A 20,516-nucleotide genomic window follows, 5' to 3' on the forward strand; every position below is an offset into this window, starting at 1 on the left:
CATCGCGCCACTCCGCCCTGTCCGCTGCCGAGGGCGCCGCTGCCGACCCGGCCGCCCTCCTTCGCGAACGTCGAGTAGACGTCAGTCGGTCTCATGATCACTAACCCCCACCTGTCTCAGAAGTCCCAGCCGTCGTCCTCGGCGGCGTCGCGCACCGGCTCCGGCGCGGCGAACGACTCGCCGACCATGCCGGCGGTCAGCGTGGTGCCGTCCGCCGGGTCGATCAGGATGAACGAGCCGGTGCGCCGCGAGTCCGCGTAGGAGTCGGCGGGCAGCGGCTCGGCGGTACGGATCTTCACCCGTCCGATGTCGTTGGCGACCAGCCGGCCCGGGTGCGGGTGCAGCGACAGGTCGTCCAGCGTCAGCCGGGACGGGATGTCCTTCACGATCGCCTTGACCGTGCGCGTGCCGTGCTTGAGCAGCACCCGGTGGCCGACCGTCAGCGGCTGGTCGGCGACATGGCAGACCGTCGCCTCCATGTCCTGCGAGGTCGCGGGCGCGTCCGCGCTGGGCACCAGGAGGTCGCCGCGGGAGATGTCGATGTCGTCGGCCAGCAGCAGCGTCACCGACTGCGGGGTCCAGGCCACCTCGACCGGCCGGCCCAGCAGATCGATCCCGGTGACGGTCGACCGCCGTCCGGACGGCAGGACGGTGACCTGGTCGCCGACGCGGAAGGAGCCCGCGGCGATCTGCCCGGCGTAGCCCCGGTAGTCGGGGTGCTCGGCGGTCTGCGGCCGGATCACGTACTGCACGGGCAGCCGCGCGTGACAGTGCGCCAGATCGTGGCTGACCGGCACGGTCTCCAGATGCTCCAGGACGGTCGGGCCGCCGTACCAGTCCATGTGCGCCGACGGCTCCACCACGTTGTCGCCGTTCAGGGCGGAGATCGGGACGGCGGTGACCTCGGGGACGCCGAGTTCGGTGGCGTACGCCGTGAACTCCTCGGCGATCGCCGCGAACACCTTCTCCTCGTAGCCGACCAGGTCCATCTTGTTGACGGCGAGGACGACGTGCGGGACCCGGAGCAGGGCGGCGATGGCGGCGTGGCGGCGGGTCTGCTCGACCACGCCGTTGCGGGCGTCGACCAGCACCACGGTCAGCTCGGCGGTGGAGGCGCCGGTGACCATGTTGCGGGTGTACTGCACATGGCCCGGGGTGTCGGCCAGGATGAACCGGCGCCGGGGCGTGGCGAAGTAGCGGTAGGCGACATCGATGGTGATGCCCTGTTCGCGTTCGGCGCGCAGTCCGTCGGTGAGCAGCGCGAGGTCGGGCCCCTCCTGCCCGCGGTCCGCGGAGGCCCGCTCGACGGCCTCCAGCTGGTCGGTGAGCACCGACTTGGAGTCGTGCAGCAGCCGGCCCACCAGGGTGGACTTGCCGTCGTCCACCGAGCCGGCGGTCGCGAACCGCAGCAGCGTGGTGGCCGACAGCTCCTCGGTCGTGATGGTGCTCATGGCTAGAAGTACCCCTCGCGCTTGCGGTCTTCCATCGCGGCCTCGGACAGCTTGTCGTCGGCGCGGGTCGCGCCCCGCTCGGTCAGCCGGGAGGCGGCGATCTCGGTGATGACGGCGTCCAGGGTGGTCGCGTCCGAGTCGACGGCGCCGGTGCAGGACATGTCCCCGACCGTGCGGTAGCGGATCAGCCGCTTCTCGACCGACTCGCCGTCCTTCGGGCCGCCCCAGTCCCCGGCGGTGAGCCACATCCCGGCCCGCCGGAACACCTCGCGCTCGTGCGCGAAGTAGATCTGCGGCAGTTCGATGGACTCGCGGGCGATGTACTGCCACACGTCCAGCTCGGTCCAATTGGACAGCGGGAAGACCCGGACGTGTTCGCCGGGGGCGTGCCGGCCGTTGTACAGGTTCCACAGCTCGGGGCGCTGGCGTCGGGGGTCCCACTGGGAGAACTCGTCCCGCAGCGAGAACACCCGTTCCTTCGCGCGGGCCTTCTCCTCGTCCCGGCGTCCGCCGCCGAAGACGGCGTCGAACTTCTCGCCCTGGATCTTCTCGGTGAGCGGGACGGTCTGGAGCGGGTTGCGGGTGCCGTCGGGGCGTTCCCGGAGCACCCCGCGGTCGATGTAGTCCTGGACGGACGCCACATGCAGGCGCAGTCCGTGCCGTTCGACGGTGCGGTCCCGGTAGTCGATGACCTCGGGGAAGTTGTGCCCGGTGTCGACGTGCAGCAGCGTGAAGGGGACGGGCGCCGGGGCGAACGCCTTCAGCGCCAGATGCAGCATGACGATGGAGTCCTTGCCGCCGGAGAAGAGGATCACCGGCCGTTCGAACTCGCCCGCCACCTCGCGGAAGATGTGGACCGCCTCGGACTCCAGCGCGTCCAGGTGGGACAGGGCGTACGGGCTGCCGGTCTCCCCGGTCACCGTGGCCACGGTCGTCGTCATGCCAGTCCCCTCTCCTTCAGCAGGGCGTACACCGACGCCGCGGACTCCTGCACGCTCTGGTGCTGCGACTCGATCCGCAGATCCGGCGCCTCCGGTTCCTCGTACGGGTCGTCGACCCCGGTCAGCCCGGTCAGCTCCCCCGCGGCCTGCTTGGCGTACAGCCCCTTCACATCGCGGACCGAGCACACCTCGACCGGGGTGGCCACATGGACCTCCAGATAGGCCGTCGCGCTGTGCTGGTGCCGTCCCCGTACGGCGTCCCGGCTGGCGGCGTACGGCGCGATCACCGGGACCAGTGCCAGCACCCCGTTGCGGGCGAGCAGTTCGGCGAGGTAGCCGATGCGCCGCACATTGGTGTCCCGGTCCTCGCGGGAGAACCCGAGGCCCGCGGAGATGAACTCGCGGATCTCGTCGCCGTCGAGCACCTCGACGCGGCGGCCCTCGGCCGTCAGCCGTCCGGCCAGCTGGTACGCGATGGTGGTCTTGCCGGCGCTCGGCAGACCTGTGAGCCAGACGGTGGCTCCGGTCGTCACGGGGGTCTCCTGGATCGAGGGGGCGTCGGTGGCGGGACCGGCGTCAGGGGTGGTGCCGGGGCCGGGGGTGGTGCCGGGGCCGGGGGTGGTGTCGGGGGCGGCGGTGGTGGTGAGCGGGCCGGTCATCCGTGCAGCCCGCACTCGGTCTTGCCGCGGCCCGCCCAGCGGCCGGCCCGGGCGTCCTCGCCGGCCAGCACCCGGCGGGTGCAGGGGGCGCAGCCGACGGAGGCGTAGCCGTCCATCAGCAGCGGGTTGGTGAGGACGCCGTGTGCGGCGACGTAGGCGTCCACGTCGTCCTGGGTCCAGCGGGCGATGGGGGAGACCTTGACCTTCCGCCGCTTCTCGTCCCAGCCGACGACGGGGGTGTTTGCCCGGGTCGGGGACTCGTCGCGGCGCAGTCCGGTCGCCCACGCGTGGTAGCCCTCCAGGCCCTGCTCCAGCGGTTGCACCTTGCGGAGCTTGCAGCACAGGTCGGGGTCGCGGTCGTGCAGCCGGGGGCCGTGCTCGGCGTCCTGCTCGGCGACGGTCCGCCGGGGGGTGAGCGTGATGACGTTGACGTCCATCACGGCCTCGACGGCGTCGCGGGTGCCGATGGTCTCCTCGAAGTGGTAGCCGGTGTCGAGGAAGACGACGTCGACGCCGGGCATCGCCCGGGAGGCGAGATGGGCGACCACCGCGTCCTCCATCGAGGAGGTGACGCAGAAGCGCCGGCCGAAGGTGCCCGTCGCCCAGCGGAGGATCTCCGGCGCGGAGGCGTCCTCCAGTTCACGGCCCGCCCGTTCGGCGAGTGCCTTGAGTTCGTCGGTCGTGGGAACTTCCTGAAGAGCGGTCATATCCCGTCCCCTTCGGGGGTGTTGGGCCGAAGTCCCCGGGACAGCAGTCCGAGGAACTTCAACTGGAATGCGCGGTTGCAGGCTCCGCATTCCCAGGCCCCGTGGCCCGTCTCGTTCGGACGCAGGTCCTCGTCACCGCAGTACGGGCAGTGGAAGGGCGCCGCACGCTCGCTCATCGGGCCTCCCCCGTCCGGTGCGCGGCGCTCACGACAGGTCCGCCTCGGAGGCGCGGGCCGCCCAGGCGGCGAAGCGCTCGCCGTCCTCGCGTCCCTCCTGGAAGCGGCCGAGGACCCGCTCGATGTAGTCGGGGAGTTCGTCGGCGGTGACCTTGAGTCCGCGCACCTTGCGGCCGAAGCCCGCCTCCAGGCCGAGCGCGCCGCCCAGGTGCACCTGGTAGCCCTCGACCTGCTCGCCGTTGTCGTCGAGGACCAACTGGCCCTTGAGACCGATGTCCGCGACCTGGATCCGGGCGCAGGCGTTGGGGCAGCCGTTGATGTTGATGGTGAGCGGCTCGCCGAACTCCGGCAGCCTGCGCTCCAGTTCGTCGATGAGTGTGGAGCCGCGCTGCTTGGTCTCCACGATGGCGAGCTTGCAGAACTCGATGCCGGTGCAGGCCATGGTGCCGCGCCGGAACGGCGAGGGGGTGACCCGCAGGTCCAGCGCCTCCAGGCCCGCCACCAGCGAGTCGACCTGCTGCTCCGCCAGGTCGAGCACGATCATCTTCTGCTCGGCGGTGGTGCGGACCCGGCCCGAGCCATGGGCCTCGGCCAGTTCGGCGATCTTGGTGAGGGTGGCGCCGTCCACCCGGCCGACGCGGGGCGCGAACCCGACGTAGAAGCGGCCGTCGCGCTGCCGGTGCACCCCGACGTGGTCCCGCCAGCGCGCCACGGGCTGGGCGGGGGCGGGGCCGTCGGTGAGCTTGCGGCCCAGGTACTCGTCCTCCAGCACCTGGCGGAACTTCTCCGGTCCCCAGTCGGCGACCAGGAACTTCAGCCGGGCGCGGGTGCGCAGCCGCCGGTAGCCGTAGTCGCGGAAGATGGAGATGACGCCCTCGTAGACGTCGGGGACCTCGTCCAGCGGGACCCAGGCGCCCAGCCGGACGCCGATCTTCGGGTTGGTGGAGAGGCCGCCGCCCACCCACAGGTCGAAGCCGGGGCCGTGGTCGGGGTGGTCGACACCGACGAACGCGATGTCGTTGATCTCGTGCGCCACGTCCAGCAGCGGCGAGCCGGACACCGCCGACTTGAACTTGCGGGGCAGATTGGAGAACGCCGGGTTGCCGACGATCCGGCGCTGGATCTCCGCGATCGCCGGGCTGCCGTCGATGATCTCGTCCGCGGCGATACCGGCGACCGGCGAGCCGAGGATCACGCGGGGGGTGTCGCCGCACGCCTCGGTGGTGGACAGCCCGACCGCCTCCAGGCGGTTCCAGATCTCCGGCACGTCCTCGATCCGGATCCAGTGGTACTGGACGTTCTGCCGGTCGGTGATGTCCGCGGTGCCGCGGGCGAACTCCTGGGAGATCTCGCCGACGACCCGCAGCTGGGCGGTGGTCAGCGCGCCGCCGTCGATGCGGACCCGCAGCATGAAGTACTCGTCGTCCAGCTCCTCCGGCTCCAGGATCGCGGTCTTGCCGCCGTCGATCCCGGGCTTGCGCTGGGTGTACAGACCCCACCAACGCATGCGCCCGCGCAGATCGTTGGGGTCGATGGAGTGGAATCCGCGCCGGGAGTAGATCGTCTCAATGCGTGTCCGCACATTGAGACCGTCGTCGTCCTTCTTGAACTGCTCGTTGCCGTTGAGCGGGGTGTGATGTCCGACGGCCCACTGGCCCTCGCCGCGGTGACGGCTCACCTTGCGACGGGGCGCGGAGGCGGCAGGCTTCTCGGGGGTGGCGGCCATGGTGAATACGTCCTTCGGGACCGGCGGAAAGCAGCTCTGACCTGCGCATACGGGCGCATGGGCACATGCCCTGCGCGGCAGTGCGCAAAGGGGAGAGAGGATACGGGGAGACGGCGGTGCTGGTGCGGTCAGCTCGCCGGACAGATGGCGCTGGACATACGGCCGAGGTCGACGTGCCGTCGGCTCACCAAGGCGATTCCAGTTCCAGACATGACGGAAGCGTGGCACGGCGTTCTGGACACAGTCCAGCATTGCCCAGAATGCGGACACCCTTGTCCCGAGGAGTGGGACAAGGGTGTGATCGGTCACATGCCCCGACAGGGGGCTTGTCGGTGCAGGTCAGACAGGGTATGCGCCGGGCCAGGGACCCGGGGTCGCCACCTCGCGTTCCTCCTCCACCTTGGTGTCGAACAGCGTGAAGCCCCGCCGCTGGTAGTTGTCCATCGCGAACTCGCCGTCCTTGCTGCACGTATGCAGCCACACCCGCTTGGTGGCGGCGAGTCCCGGCCAGCGCTCGGCCAGATCCCAGGCGCGCTCGGTGCCGTACGCGAGCAGATGACCGCCGATCCGGCGTCCCCGGAAGGCCGGGAGCAGTCCGAAGTACTCGATCTCCACCACCCCGTCGTCCCCGGGCGTCAGCTCCACGTATCCGGCGGGGGTGCCCCGGTCGTAGGCGACCCAGGTCTCCACGCCCGGCCGCTCCAGATGGCTCTGCCACCGCTCGTAGGACCAGCCCAGCCGGTCGGTCCAGCGGATGTCCTGGCCGACGGAGGCGTAAAGGAACCGGCTGAACTCGGGGGAGGGCACCTCGGCGCGGACGACACGGACGTCGCCCTCGGGCGCGGCGGCGGGCAGCAGATCCGAGGGGTCCGTCTGCTCCAGGGACCAGGTGGTCACGGCGATGTTGCTCATGCCGGTCAGGGAATCATCCGCGCCGGGGATCTGTCGATCGGCGGACAGGGGAGCGGCGGTGCGAGCGCGTGCGGGAGGCGCGGGCCCGGGCCCGGAAGTCCGAGGGTCGGAGGTCCGAGGGCCCCGGGGGCCACTCCAGGGGCCCGGGGGACGGGGCCCGGGGCCCGGGGCTACTCCAGCGCGTCGTCCAGCGAGGTCAGCGGCAGGGCGAAGAGCGTACGGTCCGACTGGGACCAGACCTCGCCCGACTCCTCCCAGTACGACAGGGGCGCCGGGCGTCCGCTCCAGCAGTCCCGCACCTCGTCCGCCCCGCACTCGGTGGCCCGGGCGCCGTCGGTGTCCTGCCGCCACAGCGTGCCGTGGTCGTCGGGGGAGTCCGCGGGGCGGCTCAGATACCACTGCGAGCGGTAGGCCAGCACGCCCCGCAGATCGGCGGCGTCCGTCTCGTACGCCTCCTGGGGCGCGCTCCGTCCGCCGGTGCCGGCGGAGAGCGGGCCGGGGCGGGCGGTGTCGGTGCTCAGCCGGTAGCGCCAGAGGCGGCTGGCGCGGTCGGCGGCCTCGGGCACCCGTTCGCTCGCGACCAGGGTGTCGGGGGTGGTGCTGCGGTCGAGAGAGAGGGTGTCCGGGCGGGCGCCGTCCGCGGCGGCGGGCCGGTAGGTGGCGACGGCGGGCAGCACGAACCGCTGTCCGGCGGCCGACCAGCCGTCGTCCACCCGTCCGACGGTCGGCGCGGTGACGGTGGCGCGGTGGATCCGGTCGAGGTCGAAGACGTAGAGGGCGTCGGCGTCCCCGGCGGTGGTGGTGACGACCAGCTTGTCCTGGTACCAGACCATGCCGGTCAGTCCGGAGAACAGTCCCCGGTAGTCCCGGCCGCCGTCCACCGGGACGACGAGCAGGGCCCAGGAGTAGTCGGGGCGGGCGGTCTCGTCGGCGTTCACGAAGGCGACCCGTGCCAGGTCGCGGGCGGGACCCGTGCCCGGTTCGGTGCGGGACCAGCCGGAGAGCACCACCTGGTGTCGGCCCCAGCGGCCGTCGTCGTCGGCGTCGCCGGAGGTGGTCACCGCGCCCGCCCGCCAGCCGCGGGTGTCGTCCTCGTCCCAGCAGTAGGCGCGGCTGGCCTCCGGGGAGACCGGCAGCGCGGAGCGGTCGGCGGAGGGACAGTGGTCGGTGTCGCGCAGGGTGCCCTCGGTCTCGGCGAGCACCGTGTTCACCCCGACCGGCGCGCCGAGTTCCTCGGTGAGCCGGTTCAGCGAGCGGTCCGGCACCGGGTCCTCGGCGAGGCTCAGCGCGTCGGCCTCGGCGACCGTGCTCAGTGGTGCGAGCGCGCCCGGGTCGTCGCCGTTCGTGGCCTGGGAGGCGCTGATCATGGTGGCGGTGGCGGTGAGCGCGAGTGCCGCTCCGGCCAGGGTCGCGCGCAGCGCCCTGCCCCGTTTGCGCCGACGGTGTCTGCCGCGTTGCTTCATGGCTCCTCCCGGCCGCGTCAACTGCGTCTCACGATCCGTACGTTGACGGAGGCGCAGAAGGGGTGGCCCGTAGGGATGCTACGTCAGGTACCCCGGCGCGCGGGCGAAGACCCCGTATTCAGCCGGGCCCCGATCACGGTGGGTGCCGTGGAGGCGGGCAGCAGGTCGCGTGCGTCCCGGGGCGGAATCACCTCGATCTCGACCCGTTCGGAGAAACGATACGGCCGGTGTTCCAGCAGGCCACCGAGGTAGCGCCGGACCCGTGACACCTCCGCGCGGACCGTCACCGTGCGGGCCGGGTCGCCGAACATCTCCAGTGCGAGCGCCGCCGCGCCGCGTCCGGAACGGTGGACCGCCAGGAGGTACAGCAACTCGGCGTGTCGGGGACTCAGTTCCCGGCTCCAGGCGCCCGCGGCCCCGGACACCTCGATCGACCACCGCCGCTCCCGGCTGAGATCCAGCACGATCCGCGCCGCGTCGGGGGCGGGCCGCTCACCGGCGATCCGCAGCAGCCAGCCGCCCGCCAGCGGCTCCACCGCGCACACCCCGAGCCCGGGCACCGTCCGCCGCCCCGCCCGGCACCCCTTGGGCAGCGCGACCCGCCCGGTGTACGGCATCCCGGTGACCGCCGCCGTCCACCCGGCCCGGTCCACCGCCAGCGCCCGCCCGCCGATCCGGGCCAGCAGCGGCGCGGCCACCGCCCGCAGCCGGTCCAGTTCGGCCAGATGCTCCTCGCGCAGCCGCGCCTCGGCGAGCTTGGCCACCGCCTCGACCCAGGCGAGCGTGGCCGGATGCATCGTCTCCAGCGGGCCGCTGACATCGACCACACCGAGCAGCCGGCCGTCGCGCGGATCGCTGATCGGCGCCCCCGCACAGGTCCAGTCGGCCTGCGAGGCGGTGAAGTGCTCGGAGCCGAAGACCTGCACCGGCCGCCGCACCACCGCCGGGGTGCCGACCCCGTTGGTGCCGACCACGTTCTCCCGCAGGTCGGCGCCGAGCGTGAAACCCAGCCCGTCGGCCTTGCGCAGCACCGGCGAACTGCCCTCCCGCCACAGCACCCGGCCCTCCTCGTCCGCCACCACCATGATGTGCCGGGCGGTGTCGGCCACCGACAGCAGCCCCTGCCGCAGCACCGGGAGCACCGAGCGCAGCGGGGAGTTCTCCCGGCGGCGCAGCACCTCCTCCGCGCTGAGCAGCCCGGACCGCACATGCTGGTCGGGGTCGAGTCCGCCGCGCAGCATCCGCCCCCACGACTCCTCGATCACCGGCCGGGGCGCGATCCCGGCGCGCTGTCCCGAGAGCCGCGCGTCGCGCACCTCGCTGAGCGTCCGGGCCGCGCGCGCCGCGTCCACGGCGTCGCGTCGCGTCACGTGGGTCGGCGGGTTCGCCACCTGCGTCCTCCTGGAGAGCCCTGTTCTGCCGCGGATCCCGAGCGCCGATGACAACGCTTCCCACCGCCGTGCGGCCGGGTCGCGCCGGCCCGTCCCATAGTGCCTGTGCCCCGGTCACGGACGGGCACGCTCCGGGCACAGGCGCCGTCAAGTTGCAACCCCCTGCAACCCTGGTGAACCCCTCCGTGGTGGCTGAAACTTAAACCACGTCGTTCCCCCTGGGAGCGGTGTGGCCCCCGTGCGGGGCCCGTGCCGCGGGGGTGGTGCCGTGTCGGCGCAGCACCACCCTCGCTACCAGCGTCCCGGCAGGTCACACCCCCGGAAGCGCCCGTTCCGTCAGTGCCTTGAGCGCGGCCGTGCGCGGCAGGGTCCCGAAGGCCGCCCCACCCTCACCGCCCAGCCGGGTGGCGCAGAACGCGTCGGCGACCTCCGGCGGAGCATGGCGCACCAGCAACGCCCCCTGGAGCACCAGCGCGAGCCGTTCGGTCACCGTCCGGGCCCGCGCCTCCACCCCCTCCAGATCGGCGAGATCCGTCAACAGGTCCCCGACCGCCCGGTCCAGCCGCCGATCCGCGCCGCGCGCCGCGCCGACCTCCCGCAGATACGCGTCCAGCGCGGCCGGTTCCCGCCGCAGCGCCCGCAGCACATCGAGCGCCTGCACATTCCCCGCGCCCTCCCACACCGAGTTCAGCGGCGACTCCCGCACCAGCCGGGGCATCCCCGACTCCTCCACATAGCCGTTGCCGCCCAGACACTCCGCCGCCTCCACCACCACCGGCGTACAGCGCTTGGTCACCCAGTACTTGGCGGCCGGTACCGCGATCCGCAGCAGCGCCCGCTCCTGCTCCCCGCCGTCGTCGTACGCCGCCGCCAGCCGCAGCGCCAGCGTGGTCGCCGCCTCCGACTCCACCGCCAGGTCCGCCAGTACATTGCGCATCAGCGGCTGATCCAGCAGCCGCGCCCCGAACACCTCGCGGTACGCGCAGTGGTGGGCCGCCTGCGCCACGGCCTGCCGCATCAGCGCGGCCGACCCCAGCACACAGTCCAGCCGGGTCGCCGCGACCATCCCGATGATGGAGGCCACCCCGCGCCCCTCCGCGCCCACCCGCCGCGCCCAGGTCCCGTCGAACTCGACCTCGGCGGAGGCGTTGGACCGGTTGCCCAGCTTGTCCTTGAGCCGCTGGAGCCGAAACACGTTCCGCTCCCCGTCCGGCAGCACCCGGGGCACCAGGAAGCAGGTCAGCCCGTCCGGGGCCTGCGCCAGCACCAGGAAGCCGTCCGACATCGGCGCCGAGCAGAACCACTTGTGCCCGGTCAGCTCATAGGTCCCCGGCTCCGCGAGCGCCCGTGCGACCGTCGTGTTGGCCCGCACATCGCTGCCGCCCTGCTTCTCCGTCATGCCCATCCCGAACAGCACCCCGGCCTTCTCACCGGCCGGCCGCAGCCCCCGGTCGTAGACGGCCGAGGTCAGCAGCGGCTCCCAGACCGCGAGCCGCGGGTCGGTGCGCAGGGCCGGCACCGCGGCGTGCGTCATCGACAGCGGGCAGGTGTGGCCCGCCTCCACCTGCGTCCACACCAGGAACGCCGCCGCCCGCCGGACATGCCCGCCCGGCCGCCCCCACGCCCCGGTCAGCCCCGCCGAGACGCCCTTGCCGAGCAGCCGGTGCCACGCCGGATGGAACTCCACCTCGTCGATGCGCCGGCCGTACCTGTCATGGGTGCGCAGCCGCGGCGGCTGCTCGTTCGCCTGCGCCCCCCACTCCTGCACCTGCGCCGACCCGGCGGCCCGCCCGAGCGCCGACAGTTCGGAGCGGGCCGTCTCCAGCAGCGCCGGATCGAGATGGCGTTCGACCGCCGACGTCAGCGCCCGGTCGGCGCCGTAGACGTCGTACCCGGTCAACGGCGGGGGCTGGTTGGTCACCGTGTGCGTGCTGCGTGCCATGATCCGGAACCTACCGTGCGGTACGGAACCGGCCGCCGGGGGACACGGTGTCGGGGCCCGGCCGCCCACCTGGGTGAGTGATGCCTGACCAGGCGGATACCTTTGGGTCGTGCAGCCAGCAAGTGACCTCCCCGAGACGCCGCCCACCGGCCGTCTGCATCGCGCGCGTGCCCTCTACCGGAACGTCTCCAAGCGCAGGACCGCCTGGCTGCTTCTGAAGGACAGCGTCAGCTCCTGCATCGAGTACCGCATCCTCGGCCTCGCCGCCGAGGCCGCCTTCTTCACCCTGCTGTCCGTGCCGCCGCTGCTGCTCAGCATGATCGGCCTGCTCGGCTACGTGGACGACTGGACCGGCACCGACACCATCTCCAGCCTGGAGAGCAATCTGCTGGAGGCGTCCCGCACCGTCCTGTCCGACCGGGGCGTCACCGACATCGCCCAGCCGATCCTGGACGATGTGATGCGGGGCGGCCGGCCCGATGTCATCTCCATAGGCTTCCTGTTCGCCCTGTGGTCCGGCTCCCGCGCGGTGAACGTCTTCATCGACACCATCACCGTGATGTACGGCCTCGACGGCGTGCGCGGCATCGTCAAGACCCGGCTGCTGGCCTTCCTGCTCTTCCTCGTGGCGCTGCTCGTCGGCTCGGTCGCCCTGCCGCTGATGGTGGCGGGACCGGACGCGGTGCTGCGGATCCTGCCCTGGTCCACCACCCTCGTCCAGGTCCTGTACTGGCCGGTCGTCATCCTGCTGTCGATCGCCTTCCTCACCACCCTCTACCACGTCTCCGTCCCCGTGCGCTCCCCCTGGATCGAGGACGTCCCCGGCGCGCTGGTCGCCCTCGGCATGTGGGTCCTCGGCAGCTTCCTGCTCCGCATCTACCTCGCCAACACCGTCGAGGGCGCCACCATCTACGGCTCGCTCGCCGCCGCCGTCGCCGTGCTGCTGTGGATCGGCGTCTCCGCCTTCGCCGTCCTGGTCGGCGCGGCCGTCAACGCCGCCATCGACCGGGTCTGGCCCGCCGCCGCCACCGCCGCCGCCCGCGCGGCCAACGAACGGCTGCGCGAGGCGCAGGTCGAGGAGTACGTCGCCCGCGCCAGGGCCGCCCGGGCGAGCGAGCCCGACGACCCCGACGACCCGGACATGCCCTCCGAGTTCCCCGAGCGCTGGTCCCGCTTCCTGCCCCCCGAGGACCTCTCCGCCCGGCTGCGCGCCCACGCGAAGGCCACCGGCCGGAGCACGGAGGAGCCCCCGCAGGACAAGCGGTACGACGGATGAGGCCCCGCTCCCCGCGGGCTCACTCCTTCCACACCCCGGCCGCCGCCGCCTCCCGCACGAACTCCGCGAACTCGCGCGGAGCACGGCCCAGCACCTGCCGTACCCCGTCGGAGAGATGGGCGTTGCGGCCGTCCAGGAGCGTCTCGAAGACGTCGATCAGGAAAGCGACCTCCTGCGGCGGCACCCCGAACCCGGCCAGCGCCTCCCCGTAGGCGGGCGCCGGGACCGAACGGTACGTCAACTCCCGGCCGGTCCCCGCCGCGATCTCCGCGACCGCCCCGCCGAAGCTCAGCAGCCGCCCCCCGGACACATCGAGCGATGTGCGCACATAGGTGTCCCCGGCCGTCAGCGCCGCCACCACCACCTCCGCCACGTCCCGCAGATCCACGAACGGCTCACCCACCTCACCCGCCGGGAACACCAGTTCGCCCCGGCGCAGTTCGTCCCCGAGCGGCCCCTCGCTGAAGTTCTGCATGAACCACGCGGCCCGTACGACCGTCCAGTCCGCGTCGGACTCCCGCAGCGCCTCCTCGGTCGGCCGCGCCTGCTCCTCGCCCCGCGCCGACAGCAGCACCAGCCGCCGCACCCCCAGCGCCACCGCGTCGTGCGCCAGCAGTCCCACCGCCCGGGTCGCCTGCGGCGAGCCCACGTCCGCCGGGTGCACCAGATAGGCGGCGTCCGCCCCGCGCAGCGTCCGCGCCCAGGTCGAACGGTCGTCCCAGTCGAACCCGTGGGCCCGCGACGCGGGCCGTACGGTCAGCCCCGCGGCCCGCGCCGCCTCCGCGACCCGGCGCCCGGTACGCCCCGACGCCCCGGTCACGACCACCGTCATGTTCGAAGCGTTCCGCGTCTTCTGTTCCTTTTCGCGTGTCATGTGACCAGTCAACCCGGGCGTCCGGCCCCCGCCCATCGGCGAACGGCTCATTCCCATAAGCGCGCGTCTACGCTGACCCCCATGGACGCTCTCGCAGGTCTCCTGGAGGGCCCCCGCGCGCGTGGTGCCTTCATGATCCGGACGAGTTTCGACCCGCCCTGGAGCGTGCGCGTGGAGGACCGCGCGCCGCTCACGGTGATGCTGATGGTCCGGGGCACCGCCTGGGTGCTGCCCGACACCGGCCCACCGCTGCCGCTGCGCCCCGGCGAGGTGGCCATCGCGCGCGGCCCCGCCCCCTACACCTGCGCCGACGACCCCGCCACCGCGCCCCAGGCGCTCATCCTGCCCGGCGGCGTGTGCCACTACCCCGACGGCCGCGCCCTCAACGGCTCCATGGACCTCGGGGTACGCACCTGGGGCGACCGTCCCGACGGCGAGGCCGTCCTGCTGATCGGCACCTACCTCTGGCCGGGCGAGGTCAGCGCCCGGCTGCTCGACGCGCTGCCCCCGCTGCTCTCGCTCGGCCCGGAGGTGTGGGACTGCCCCCTCACCCCGCTCCTCCTGGACGAGATCACCCGCGACGAACCCGGCCAGGAAGTCGTCCTCGACCGGCTGCTCGACCTGCTGGTCATCGCCACCCTGCGGGCCTGGTTCGCCCGCCCCGAGGCCGCCCCGCCCGCCTGGTACCACGCGCTCGCCGACCCGGTCGTCGGCCGGGTGCTGCGCCTGCTCCAGGACGACCCCGCCCACCCCTGGACGGTCGCCGCGCTCGCCGCCGAGGCCGGGGTCTCCCGCGCCGCCCTCGCCCGCCGCTTCACCGACCTGGTCGGCGAACCCGTGATGACCCACCTCACCGGCTATCGCCTCGCCCTCGCCGCCGACCGGCTGCGCGACACCACCGACACCCTGGAGTCCATCGCCCGCCAGGTCGGCTACGGCAGTGCCTTCGCCCTCTCCAGCGCGTTCAAACGGGTGTACGGGGTGAGCCCGCAGGAACACCGGGCACGGGTGGCACAGGGGGCGTGAGGGGCCGGCTGGCTTCCGCCGCGGAACGGCCGGGGCGCCGCCCGAGGAGCCGTGTGACGGCGGCGAGGAGCCGTATGACGGCACCGAGGGGCCGTGTGACGGCGGCGTAGCCTGAGACAGGTGTACGAGGAACGGGAATCGCGGCTGGCCGGCGCGGTCGTCTGGACGGTACGGCCGACCGGGCCGGGCGGTGCCGGGCGGGTGCTGCCCGACGGCTGCATGGACCTGCTCTGGCACGACGGACGCCTGCTGGTCGCGGGCCCCGACACCCGCGCGCATGTCCCCACCGGAGAGTCGGCCGGCCCCTGGACCGGCGTCCGCTTCCCGCCCGGCACCGCGCCCGCCCTGCTCGGCGTACCGGCCCACCGGCTGCGCGACAGCAGGGTGGAGCTGACCGAGCTGTGGCCCGCCGCCGAGGTGCGCGGGCCGGCCGCGCGGATCGCCGCCGCCCCCGATCCGGCCACCGCCCTGGAGGACCTCGTCCTGGAACGGGCCGCCGGCGCCGCGCCCGCCGATCCCGCGCTGCGCCGGGTCGTCGCCGCCCTCGCGGCGGGCCGCCCGGTCGCCGCCACCGCCGACCGGCTCGGGCTCGGCGCCCGTCAACTGCACCGTCGCTCGCTGGCCGCCTTCGGCTACGGCCCCAAGACCCTCGCCCGCGTCCTGCGGCTCCAGCGCGCCCTGGCGCTGGCCCGGGCGGGGGTGCCGTACGCCGAGACCGCGGCCCGCGCGGGCTACGCCGACCAGGCCCATCTCTCCCGTGACGTCAAGGAGCTGACGGGGCTGCCGCTGGGCGAACTACTCGGCGGCCGGGCCGGACAGCGGCGCGAACAGGTCGATGCCGTGGCCGTCCGGGTCGTGCAGCACCGCGTACCGCTGCCCCCAGAAGGCGTCCCACGGCTTCAGCTCCCCGTGGTGACCGGCCCCGACCAACTCCTCGTAGACCCGGTCCACCTCCGCGGCGTCGTCGCACAGCAGCGCGAGCGAGTGGCGTGAGCCGGTGGGCGGCTCCCAGCCGGGGTGGAAGCCGCGCACGCTGTCCTCGGTGTCCAGCAGCAGCCGCAGCCCGCCGGGCAGTTCGGCCTCCGCGTGCGGGGCGGACCCGGAGTCCTCCGGGAAGTCGAGGCCCAGTCGGCGGTAGAAGGCGACGGACGCGGCCATGTCGGAGACGATCAGGCTGATGGCGTCGAAACGTGGAGTCATGGGGGAACCGTAGGCGCGCGGGGGAGCGGAGGTCTTGAAGGAATCGGTCACCGGGTGCGCCGTGGAGCGGCCCCGGAGCCCGCCCCTGCGCGACGAAATCCGGTTGCCCCGTCCCTGCCCCCTCCCTACCGTCGCCCCATGCCTGAAGCCGATGCCTGTTTCGCCGACCCCCGGCTCGCCCGGCTCTACGACCCGCTCGACCCCGATCGCGGTGATCTGGACGCCTATCTGGCGATGGCGCGGGAGTTCGGGGCCCGGCGTGTCGTGGACCTCGGGTGCGGTACGGGGGTCCTCGCGCTGCTGCTCGCCGGGCGCGGCCTCGACGTGGTGGGGGTCGATCCCGCCGCCGCCTCGCTGGACGTGGCCCGGGGCAAGGCGGGGGCCGAGCGGGTGCGGTGGATCCACGGCGACGCGGGGGAACTGCCCGTGCTCGGGGCCGATCTCGTGACGATGACCGGAAACGCCGCCCAGGCGGTCGTGGACGCGCGGGACTGGCGGCGCACCTTGCGTGGGGCGTACCGGGCGCTGCGGCCGGGCGGCCGGCTGGTGCTGGAGACCCGGGACCCGGCCCGGCGGGCGTGGGAGGGCTGGAACCGGGCGCGGACCCACGAGGTGACCGACGTCGCGGGCGTCGGCCCGGTGGAGCACTGGATCGACCTGGTCGGGGTCGACGGGCCGCTGGTGACCTTCCGTTCCTCGTACGTGCTGGGTACGCCCGCCGAGAAGCTGGTCTCGCACTCGACCCTGCGCTTCCGCGAGCGGGACGAGGTGGTGGCGGACCTCGTGGAGCACGGCTACGCCGTGGCGGAGGTGCGGGAGGCCCCCGACCGTCCGGGGCGTGAGTTCGTCTTCGTGGCCCGGCGGCCCGGCGCGGAGTGATCCGCCCGCGGGACCGCCTCGGCCACCGACGGACCCCGGGTCAGGGCTTGCGGGCCACGCCGCAGTACGCGTCCACGGCCACCTCGGACGCCGCGCCGTCCGGGCGCCAGCGCGTCACCTGCACGACCCCCGGCTCGACCAGGTCGAGACCCTCGAAGAACCCGGCGATCTCCTCGGTGCTGCGTACGTAGTACGGCACGGCACCACTGGCGTTGTACGCGTTCGACGCGGCGATCATGCCCTCGCTGGTGGCGGTGCTGTCGCTGATCACCAGGTAGCTGCCGGAGGGCAGTCCGGCCATGAGCTGGTCCACCAGGGAGCGCGCCTGGTCGTAATCGGCCACATGCCCCAGCGTGTTGAGGATCATCAGGGCGATCGGCTGCGAGAAGTCCAGCGTGCTCTCGGCGGCATTGAGGACCGAGTCCGGGTGGTACAGATTGGCGTCCAGGTACGCCGTCTTGCCCTCGGGGGTGCTGGTGAGCAGCGCGTTGGCGTGGGTCAGCACGATCGGGTCGTTGTCGACGTAGACGATCCGCGCGTCCGGGGCGACCCGCTGGGCCACCTCGTGGGTGTTGTCGGCGGTGGGCAGCCCGGTGCCGATGTCGAGGAACTGGCGGATGCCCTGCTCCCCGGCGAGGTGGCGCACGGCCCGTCCCAGGAAGTGCCGGCTCGTGACGGCGACGTCGACCAGACCGGGGAAGATCTCCTTGATGTGGTCCCCGATCTCGCGGTCCACCTCGTAGTTGTCCTTGCCCCCGACGAAGTAGTTCCAGAAACGGGCGGAGTGCGGCTTGGTCGTGTCGATCCGAGCGCGTATCTCCGCGGAGGTGACGATCTGGGGGTTGGACTCCGACACGGCAGTGCCTCCTGCGGACGAGTGGGGTGATCAGGTCAGCGACAACGTAGGCGAACCTCCGACCGGCGCGGTGGCCTTGTGACGGCATGCCGCACACAAACCGCCTGCACACGGTGGAGTTTTGGCCATCTTTTCAGGGGTGGCGAGTACACGATGCCACGATGTTGTACGACATGGACAGTCTTCCAAGATTCGAAGGTGACGGCCTCTCCAGCCCTGCGATTCGGTCGCCTGGACCCCCGACGTAACCCGAACGGCCCTGGTCTCCCCTCGGTACGCCGGAAGACCGCGGCGCGATGTGGTGCTCTGAGGTGAACGGGTGCCCGAACATGAGCGGTGCGTGAGCGTGGCGAAGGGCTGGTGGGCGGATGACGGCGGCGGACCCGATGGACCCCATGGACCGGGCGGACCCGGAGGACTGGGCGGACCCGACAGACCCGACAGACCCGACAGACCCGGCGGACCCGAGAGACCCGACAGACCCGGGGGACCGGGCCGATCCCGTGGTGAGGACACCGTACGGAGCCGTGCGCGGACGCTACGAGAACGGTGTCGCGGTGTTCCGGGGCATCCCGTACGCCGCGCCCCCCTTCGGCCCCCACCGCTTCCGACCGCCCGTGCCCCCCGAGCCCTGGGACGGGGTGCGGGACGCGGGCGCCTTCGGACCGACCGCGCCGAAACCGCCGTACTCCGAGGCGTTCGCCCAGTACCTGTCCGACCCGGTCGTGCCCGGCGACGACTGCCTCAACCTGAACGTCTGGACCCCCGAGCCTGGCCCGGGCGCCCGTCTGCCCGTGCTGGTCTGGCTCCATGGCGGCGCGCTGACCAGGGGTTCCTCCTCCGTCCCGGTCTACGACGGCGGCCCCTTCGCCCGGGACGGAGTCGTCCTGGTCTCGCTCAACTACCGGCTCGGCGTCGAAGGCTACGGCCTCTTCCCCGACGCCCCCGCCAACGCCGGGCTGCGCGATCAGACCGCCGCCCTGACCTGGGTGTACGAGGCGATCGAGGAGTTCGGCGGCGATCCCGCGCGGATCACCGTGGCCGGCCAGTCCGCCGGAGCCATCAGCGTCGGCGCGCTCATCGCCGCCCCGCAGACGCAGGGGCTGGTGCGGCGCGCGGTGCTCCAGAGCGGGGCGCCCGAGGTGTCCGACCGCGACAGGGTGCGGCGCATGGTGCGCCGGATGGCCAACCGGCTGCGGATCCCGGCCACCGCCGAGGCGTTCGCCGCCGTCGACCGCGCCCTGCTGCTGCGCACCCAGGCCGAGGTGGGCCGGCTCAGCAGCCCGGTGCTCGGCGGCCCCGCCTTCGGCATCGTGGTGGACGGGGACGTCGTCCCCCGCGACCCCCTGGAGGCCCTGACCGAGGGCGGCGCGGCCCCCGGCGTCGATCTGATGATGGGCTGGACCAGCGACGAGTACCGGCTCTGGCTGGTCCCCGGCGGACTCCTGGAGCGGGTCGACCGGCTCGGCCCCGTCGCCCTGGCCGCAGCCATGGCCCGCTGCCGCTGCGGCCACGAGGTACCGCGCGGCTACCGCACCCTGCGGCCCGGCGCGGGCCCCGCCGAGATCGTCGGCCAGATGGTCACCGACCATCTGCTCCGGCTGCCCCTGCACCGGCTGGCCGACGCCCGCCCGCGCTCCTCCTACGTCTACGAGTTCGCCTGGCCGTCCCTGCGCCCCGGCCTGGGCGCCTGCCACGCCCTCGAACTCGGCTTCGTGTTCGGCACCGGCAAGGCCCCGGACGCCGTCCTGCTGGCCGGGGAGGGCGCCCCGCAGGACCTCGCCGACGAGATGCACGCCGCCTGGGTCCGCTTCGCCCGCGAGGGCACCCCCGGCTGGCCGCACTGGGACGCCACCCACCCCACCCACCTCTTCGGAGCGGGCCCCTCCCACACCGCCAAGGGCCCCCGGGACGCCGAACTCTCCCTCTGGACGACGGCCCCCGGCCCCCGGACCCCCGCCCAGCCGCCCCCACCCCCCGCGGAACTGCCCGCCCGGATGACGGAACTCCGCTCGGTGGTACGGCGACTGCGGCTCCCCGGCAACGTCAGACGGACGTGAGACCCCGGGCCGCGACGGCCCTCCGCCCGCTACCGCAGCGCCCGCGCCACCTCGGCGATCGCCTCCGGCCCCACCCGGCAGCATCCCCCGACCAGCCGGGCCCCGCCGTCCCGCCACCCCCGCACCGCACCGGCGTCGAAGCAGGACGGGCCCGCCCAGGCCCGCGCCCCGGCGTCCCAGCCCTCCCCGCTGTTGGGATACGCGACCACCGGCTTCCCGGTCACCCGGGCCGCGACGGCGACCGCGTCCGCCACCTCCCCGGGCGCACAGCAGTTCACCCCGACCGCGATCACCTGGTCCACCTCCGCCACCAGCCCGAACGCCTCCTCCAACGGCTGCCCGGCCCGGGTGCGTCCCCCGGCCACGCTGTACGACAGCCAGACCGGCACCCCCACCCCCCGCACGGCCCGCAGCAGCGCCACCGCCTCGTCGGTGTCGGGCACCGTCTCCAGCGCCAGCACATCCGGCGCCGCCCCGGCCAGCACCTCGATCCGGGGCCGGTGGAACCGCTCCAGCTCAGCCACGCCCAGCCCGTACCGCCCCCGGTACTCGGACCCGTCCGCGAGCATCGCCCCGTACGGCCCCACGGACGCCGCCACCCACAACGGCCGCGCCGCCCCGGCCCGCCGCGCCGCCTCACGGGCCAGCCCCACACTCGCCCCGATCAGCCCGGCGGCCCGCTCCCGTCCGACGCCCCGCGCACGGAACCCCTCGAACGTCGCCTGATAACTCGCGGTGATGGCCACGTCCGCCCCCGCCCGGAAGTACGCGAGATGCGCCGCGACGATCGCCTCGGGCCGCTCGGCCAGCAGCCGCGCCGACCACAGCCCGTCCCTCAGGTCGTACCCCGCCGCCTCCAACTGGTTGGACATCCCGCCGTCCAGCACCAGCGTCCGGGAGGCGAGCGCGGAGGCGAGGGGAGGGGAGGTCGTTCCGCTGGTCATACACCGACACTAATCCGCTCCCCGGCGCCGACA

At 73.4% G+C, this 20,516-nt stretch carries 19 protein-coding genes and 1 pseudogene; 5 read left to right on the forward strand and 15 right to left on the reverse strand.

Translation table 11 applies throughout. From position 1 onward, the window contains the following. Positions 1-116: 116 nt before the first annotated feature. From ACIQNG_RS11635 to ACIQNG_RS11685, 11 genes are all read right to left on the reverse strand, one after another. Positions 117-1,451, reverse strand: coding sequence for a sulfate adenylyltransferase subunit 1 (locus ACIQNG_RS11635; protein ID WP_401426018.1), 1,335 nt, complete (start codon positions 1,449-1,451; stop codon positions 117-119). A 2-nt stretch (positions 1,452-1,453) separates the two neighbouring features. Beyond that, complete coding sequence (cysD, locus tag ACIQNG_RS11640) at positions 1,454-2,392, reverse strand: sulfate adenylyltransferase subunit CysD (RefSeq protein ID WP_401426020.1); 939 nt, start codon at positions 2,390-2,392, stop codon at positions 1,454-1,456. Further along, a complete protein-coding gene (cysC, locus tag ACIQNG_RS11645) occupies positions 2,389-2,925 on the reverse strand; it encodes an adenylyl-sulfate kinase (protein ID WP_401426424.1) in 537 nt (178 codons plus the stop codon). The genes cysD and cysC overlap by 4 nt, the downstream gene beginning before the upstream one ends. A gap of 122 nt (positions 2,926-3,047) precedes the next feature. Then, positions 3,048-3,758: a phosphoadenylyl-sulfate reductase gene (locus ACIQNG_RS11650; RefSeq protein ID WP_401484201.1), complete on the reverse strand. Its 711-nt coding sequence runs from the start codon at positions 3,756-3,758 to the stop codon at positions 3,048-3,050. Next, positions 3,755-3,934, reverse strand: coding sequence for a hypothetical protein (locus tag ACIQNG_RS11655; RefSeq protein ID WP_401426024.1), 180 nt, complete (start codon positions 3,932-3,934; stop codon positions 3,755-3,757). The genes ACIQNG_RS11650 and ACIQNG_RS11655 overlap by 4 nt, the downstream gene beginning before the upstream one ends. A gap of 28 nt (positions 3,935-3,962) precedes the next feature. Beyond that, positions 3,963-5,660, reverse strand: coding sequence for a nitrite/sulfite reductase (locus ACIQNG_RS11660; RefSeq protein ID WP_401426027.1), 1,698 nt, complete (start codon positions 5,658-5,660; stop codon positions 3,963-3,965). Between the two features lie 128 nt (positions 5,661-5,788). Next, positions 5,789-5,872: a putative leader peptide gene (locus tag ACIQNG_RS11665; RefSeq protein WP_309486338.1), complete on the reverse strand. Its 84-nt coding sequence runs from the start codon at positions 5,870-5,872 to the stop codon at positions 5,789-5,791. 127 nt (positions 5,873-5,999) lie between these two features. Next, complete coding sequence (locus ACIQNG_RS11670) at positions 6,000-6,572, reverse strand: GNAT family N-acetyltransferase (protein WP_401484203.1); 573 nt, start codon at positions 6,570-6,572, stop codon at positions 6,000-6,002. A gap of 170 nt (positions 6,573-6,742) precedes the next feature. Further along, positions 6,743-8,035, reverse strand: a complete 1,293-nt coding sequence (locus ACIQNG_RS11675) for a hypothetical protein (protein WP_401484205.1) — start codon at positions 8,033-8,035, stop codon at positions 6,743-6,745. Between the two features lie 83 nt (positions 8,036-8,118). Further along, a complete protein-coding gene (locus tag ACIQNG_RS11680; RefSeq protein WP_401484207.1) occupies positions 8,119-9,426 on the reverse strand; it encodes a GAF domain-containing protein in 1,308 nt (435 codons plus the stop codon). Positions 9,427-9,736: 310 nt separating this feature from the next. Beyond that, complete coding sequence (locus tag ACIQNG_RS11685; RefSeq protein ID WP_401484209.1) at positions 9,737-11,368, reverse strand: acyl-CoA dehydrogenase family protein; 1,632 nt, start codon at positions 11,366-11,368, stop codon at positions 9,737-9,739. Between the two features lie 109 nt (positions 11,369-11,477). Here ACIQNG_RS11685 and ACIQNG_RS11690 point away from each other — a divergent pair, with 109 nt between their 5' ends. After that, the gene (locus ACIQNG_RS11690; protein WP_401426040.1) at positions 11,478-12,644 is read left to right on the forward strand and encodes a YihY/virulence factor BrkB family protein; all 1,167 of its coding nucleotides are present in this window, start codon (positions 11,478-11,480) and stop codon (positions 12,642-12,644) included. Between the two features lie 19 nt (positions 12,645-12,663). Here the strand turns inward: ACIQNG_RS11690 and ACIQNG_RS11695 are convergent, their stop codons facing one another. Next, positions 12,664-13,476 (reverse strand): NAD(P)H-binding protein, encoded by an 813-nt coding sequence (locus ACIQNG_RS11695; protein ID WP_401484212.1) that lies wholly within the window; start codon positions 13,474-13,476, stop codon positions 12,664-12,666. Positions 13,477-13,599: 123 nt separating this feature from the next. Here ACIQNG_RS11695 and ACIQNG_RS11700 point away from each other — a divergent pair, with 123 nt between their 5' ends. Together ACIQNG_RS11700 and ACIQNG_RS11705 are read left to right on the forward strand one after the other, a co-directional pair. Then, a complete protein-coding gene (locus ACIQNG_RS11700; RefSeq protein WP_401484214.1) occupies positions 13,600-14,544 on the forward strand; it encodes a cupin domain-containing protein in 945 nt (314 codons plus the stop codon). Between the two features lie 120 nt (positions 14,545-14,664). Continuing rightward, a pseudogene (locus tag ACIQNG_RS11705) lies at positions 14,665-15,354 on the forward strand (helix-turn-helix domain-containing protein); the annotation flags it as partial. Here ACIQNG_RS11705 and ACIQNG_RS11710 read toward each other — a convergent pair. Beyond that, a complete protein-coding gene (locus tag ACIQNG_RS11710) occupies positions 15,340-15,744 on the reverse strand; it encodes a VOC family protein (RefSeq protein WP_401484216.1) in 405 nt (134 codons plus the stop codon). The pseudogene ACIQNG_RS11705 and the gene ACIQNG_RS11710 overlap by 15 nt on opposite strands. A 138-nt stretch (positions 15,745-15,882) precedes the next feature. On the opposite strand from ACIQNG_RS11710, the gene ACIQNG_RS11715 reads away from it, so the two are divergent. Then, the gene (locus tag ACIQNG_RS11715; protein WP_401426048.1) at positions 15,883-16,623 is read left to right on the forward strand and encodes a class I SAM-dependent methyltransferase; all 741 of its coding nucleotides are present in this window, start codon (positions 15,883-15,885) and stop codon (positions 16,621-16,623) included. A 40-nt stretch (positions 16,624-16,663) separates the two neighbouring features. Here the strand turns inward: ACIQNG_RS11715 and ACIQNG_RS11720 are convergent, their stop codons facing one another. Beyond that, entirely contained in the window at positions 16,664-17,479 is an 816-nt protein-coding gene (locus ACIQNG_RS11720) for an SAM-dependent methyltransferase (protein ID WP_401484219.1), read from the reverse strand. A gap of 503 nt (positions 17,480-17,982) precedes the next feature. Between ACIQNG_RS11720 and ACIQNG_RS11725 the strand changes: the two genes are divergently transcribed. Beyond that, the gene (locus tag ACIQNG_RS11725; RefSeq protein WP_401484221.1) at positions 17,983-19,539 is read left to right on the forward strand and encodes a carboxylesterase/lipase family protein; all 1,557 of its coding nucleotides are present in this window, start codon (positions 17,983-17,985) and stop codon (positions 19,537-19,539) included. Between the two features lie 29 nt (positions 19,540-19,568). Here the strand turns inward: ACIQNG_RS11725 and mmuM are convergent, their stop codons facing one another. After that, on the reverse strand, positions 19,569-20,483 hold the full coding sequence (mmuM, locus tag ACIQNG_RS11730; RefSeq protein ID WP_401484223.1) for a homocysteine S-methyltransferase: 915 nt from the start codon (positions 20,481-20,483) through the stop codon (positions 19,569-19,571). Between the last annotated feature and the right edge of the window lie 33 nt (positions 20,484-20,516).

This window comes from Streptomyces sp. NPDC091377 (assembly GCF_044757045.1).
In the GTDB taxonomy this organism is placed as follows: domain Bacteria; phylum Actinomycetota; class Actinomycetes; order Streptomycetales; family Streptomycetaceae; genus Streptomyces.

Excerpts from the sequence above, each read along its gene's own strand:
- ACIQNG_RS11635 (WP_401426018.1), bottom strand. The coding sequence starts at position 1,451 with ATGAGCACCATCACGACCGAGGAGCTGTCGGCCACCACGCTGCTGCGG.
- cysD (WP_401426020.1), bottom strand. The coding sequence starts at position 2,392 with ATGACGACGACCGTGGCCACGGTGACCGGGGAGACCGGCAGCCCGTAC.
- ACIQNG_RS11650 (WP_401484201.1), bottom strand. The coding sequence starts at position 3,758 with ATGACCGCTCTTCAGGAAGTTCCCACGACCGACGAACTCAAGGCACTC.
- ACIQNG_RS11655 (WP_401426024.1), bottom strand. The coding sequence starts at position 3,934 with ATGAGCGAGCGTGCGGCGCCCTTCCACTGCCCGTACTGCGGTGACGAG.
- ACIQNG_RS11660 (WP_401426027.1), bottom strand. The coding sequence starts at position 5,660 with ATGGCCGCCACCCCCGAGAAGCCTGCCGCCTCCGCGCCCCGTCGCAAG.
- ACIQNG_RS11665 (WP_309486338.1), bottom strand. The coding sequence starts at position 5,872 with ATGTCTGGAACTGGAATCGCCTTGGTGAGCCGACGGCACGTCGACCTC.
- ACIQNG_RS11670 (WP_401484203.1), bottom strand. The coding sequence starts at position 6,572 with ATGAGCAACATCGCCGTGACCACCTGGTCCCTGGAGCAGACGGACCCC.
- ACIQNG_RS11675 (WP_401484205.1), bottom strand. The coding sequence starts at position 8,035 with ATGAAGCAACGCGGCAGACACCGTCGGCGCAAACGGGGCAGGGCGCTG.
- ACIQNG_RS11685 (WP_401484209.1), bottom strand. The coding sequence starts at position 11,368 with ATGGCACGCAGCACGCACACGGTGACCAACCAGCCCCCGCCGTTGACC.
- ACIQNG_RS11695 (WP_401484212.1), bottom strand. The coding sequence starts at position 13,476 with ATGACGGTGGTCGTGACCGGGGCGTCGGGGCGTACCGGGCGCCGGGTC.
- ACIQNG_RS11700 (WP_401484214.1), top strand. The coding sequence starts at position 13,600 with ATGGACGCTCTCGCAGGTCTCCTGGAGGGCCCCCGCGCGCGTGGTGCC.
- ACIQNG_RS11710 (WP_401484216.1), bottom strand. The coding sequence starts at position 15,744 with ATGACTCCACGTTTCGACGCCATCAGCCTGATCGTCTCCGACATGGCC.
- ACIQNG_RS11715 (WP_401426048.1), top strand. The coding sequence starts at position 15,883 with ATGCCTGAAGCCGATGCCTGTTTCGCCGACCCCCGGCTCGCCCGGCTC.
- mmuM (WP_401484223.1), bottom strand. The coding sequence starts at position 20,483 with ATGACCAGCGGAACGACCTCCCCTCCCCTCGCCTCCGCGCTCGCCTCC.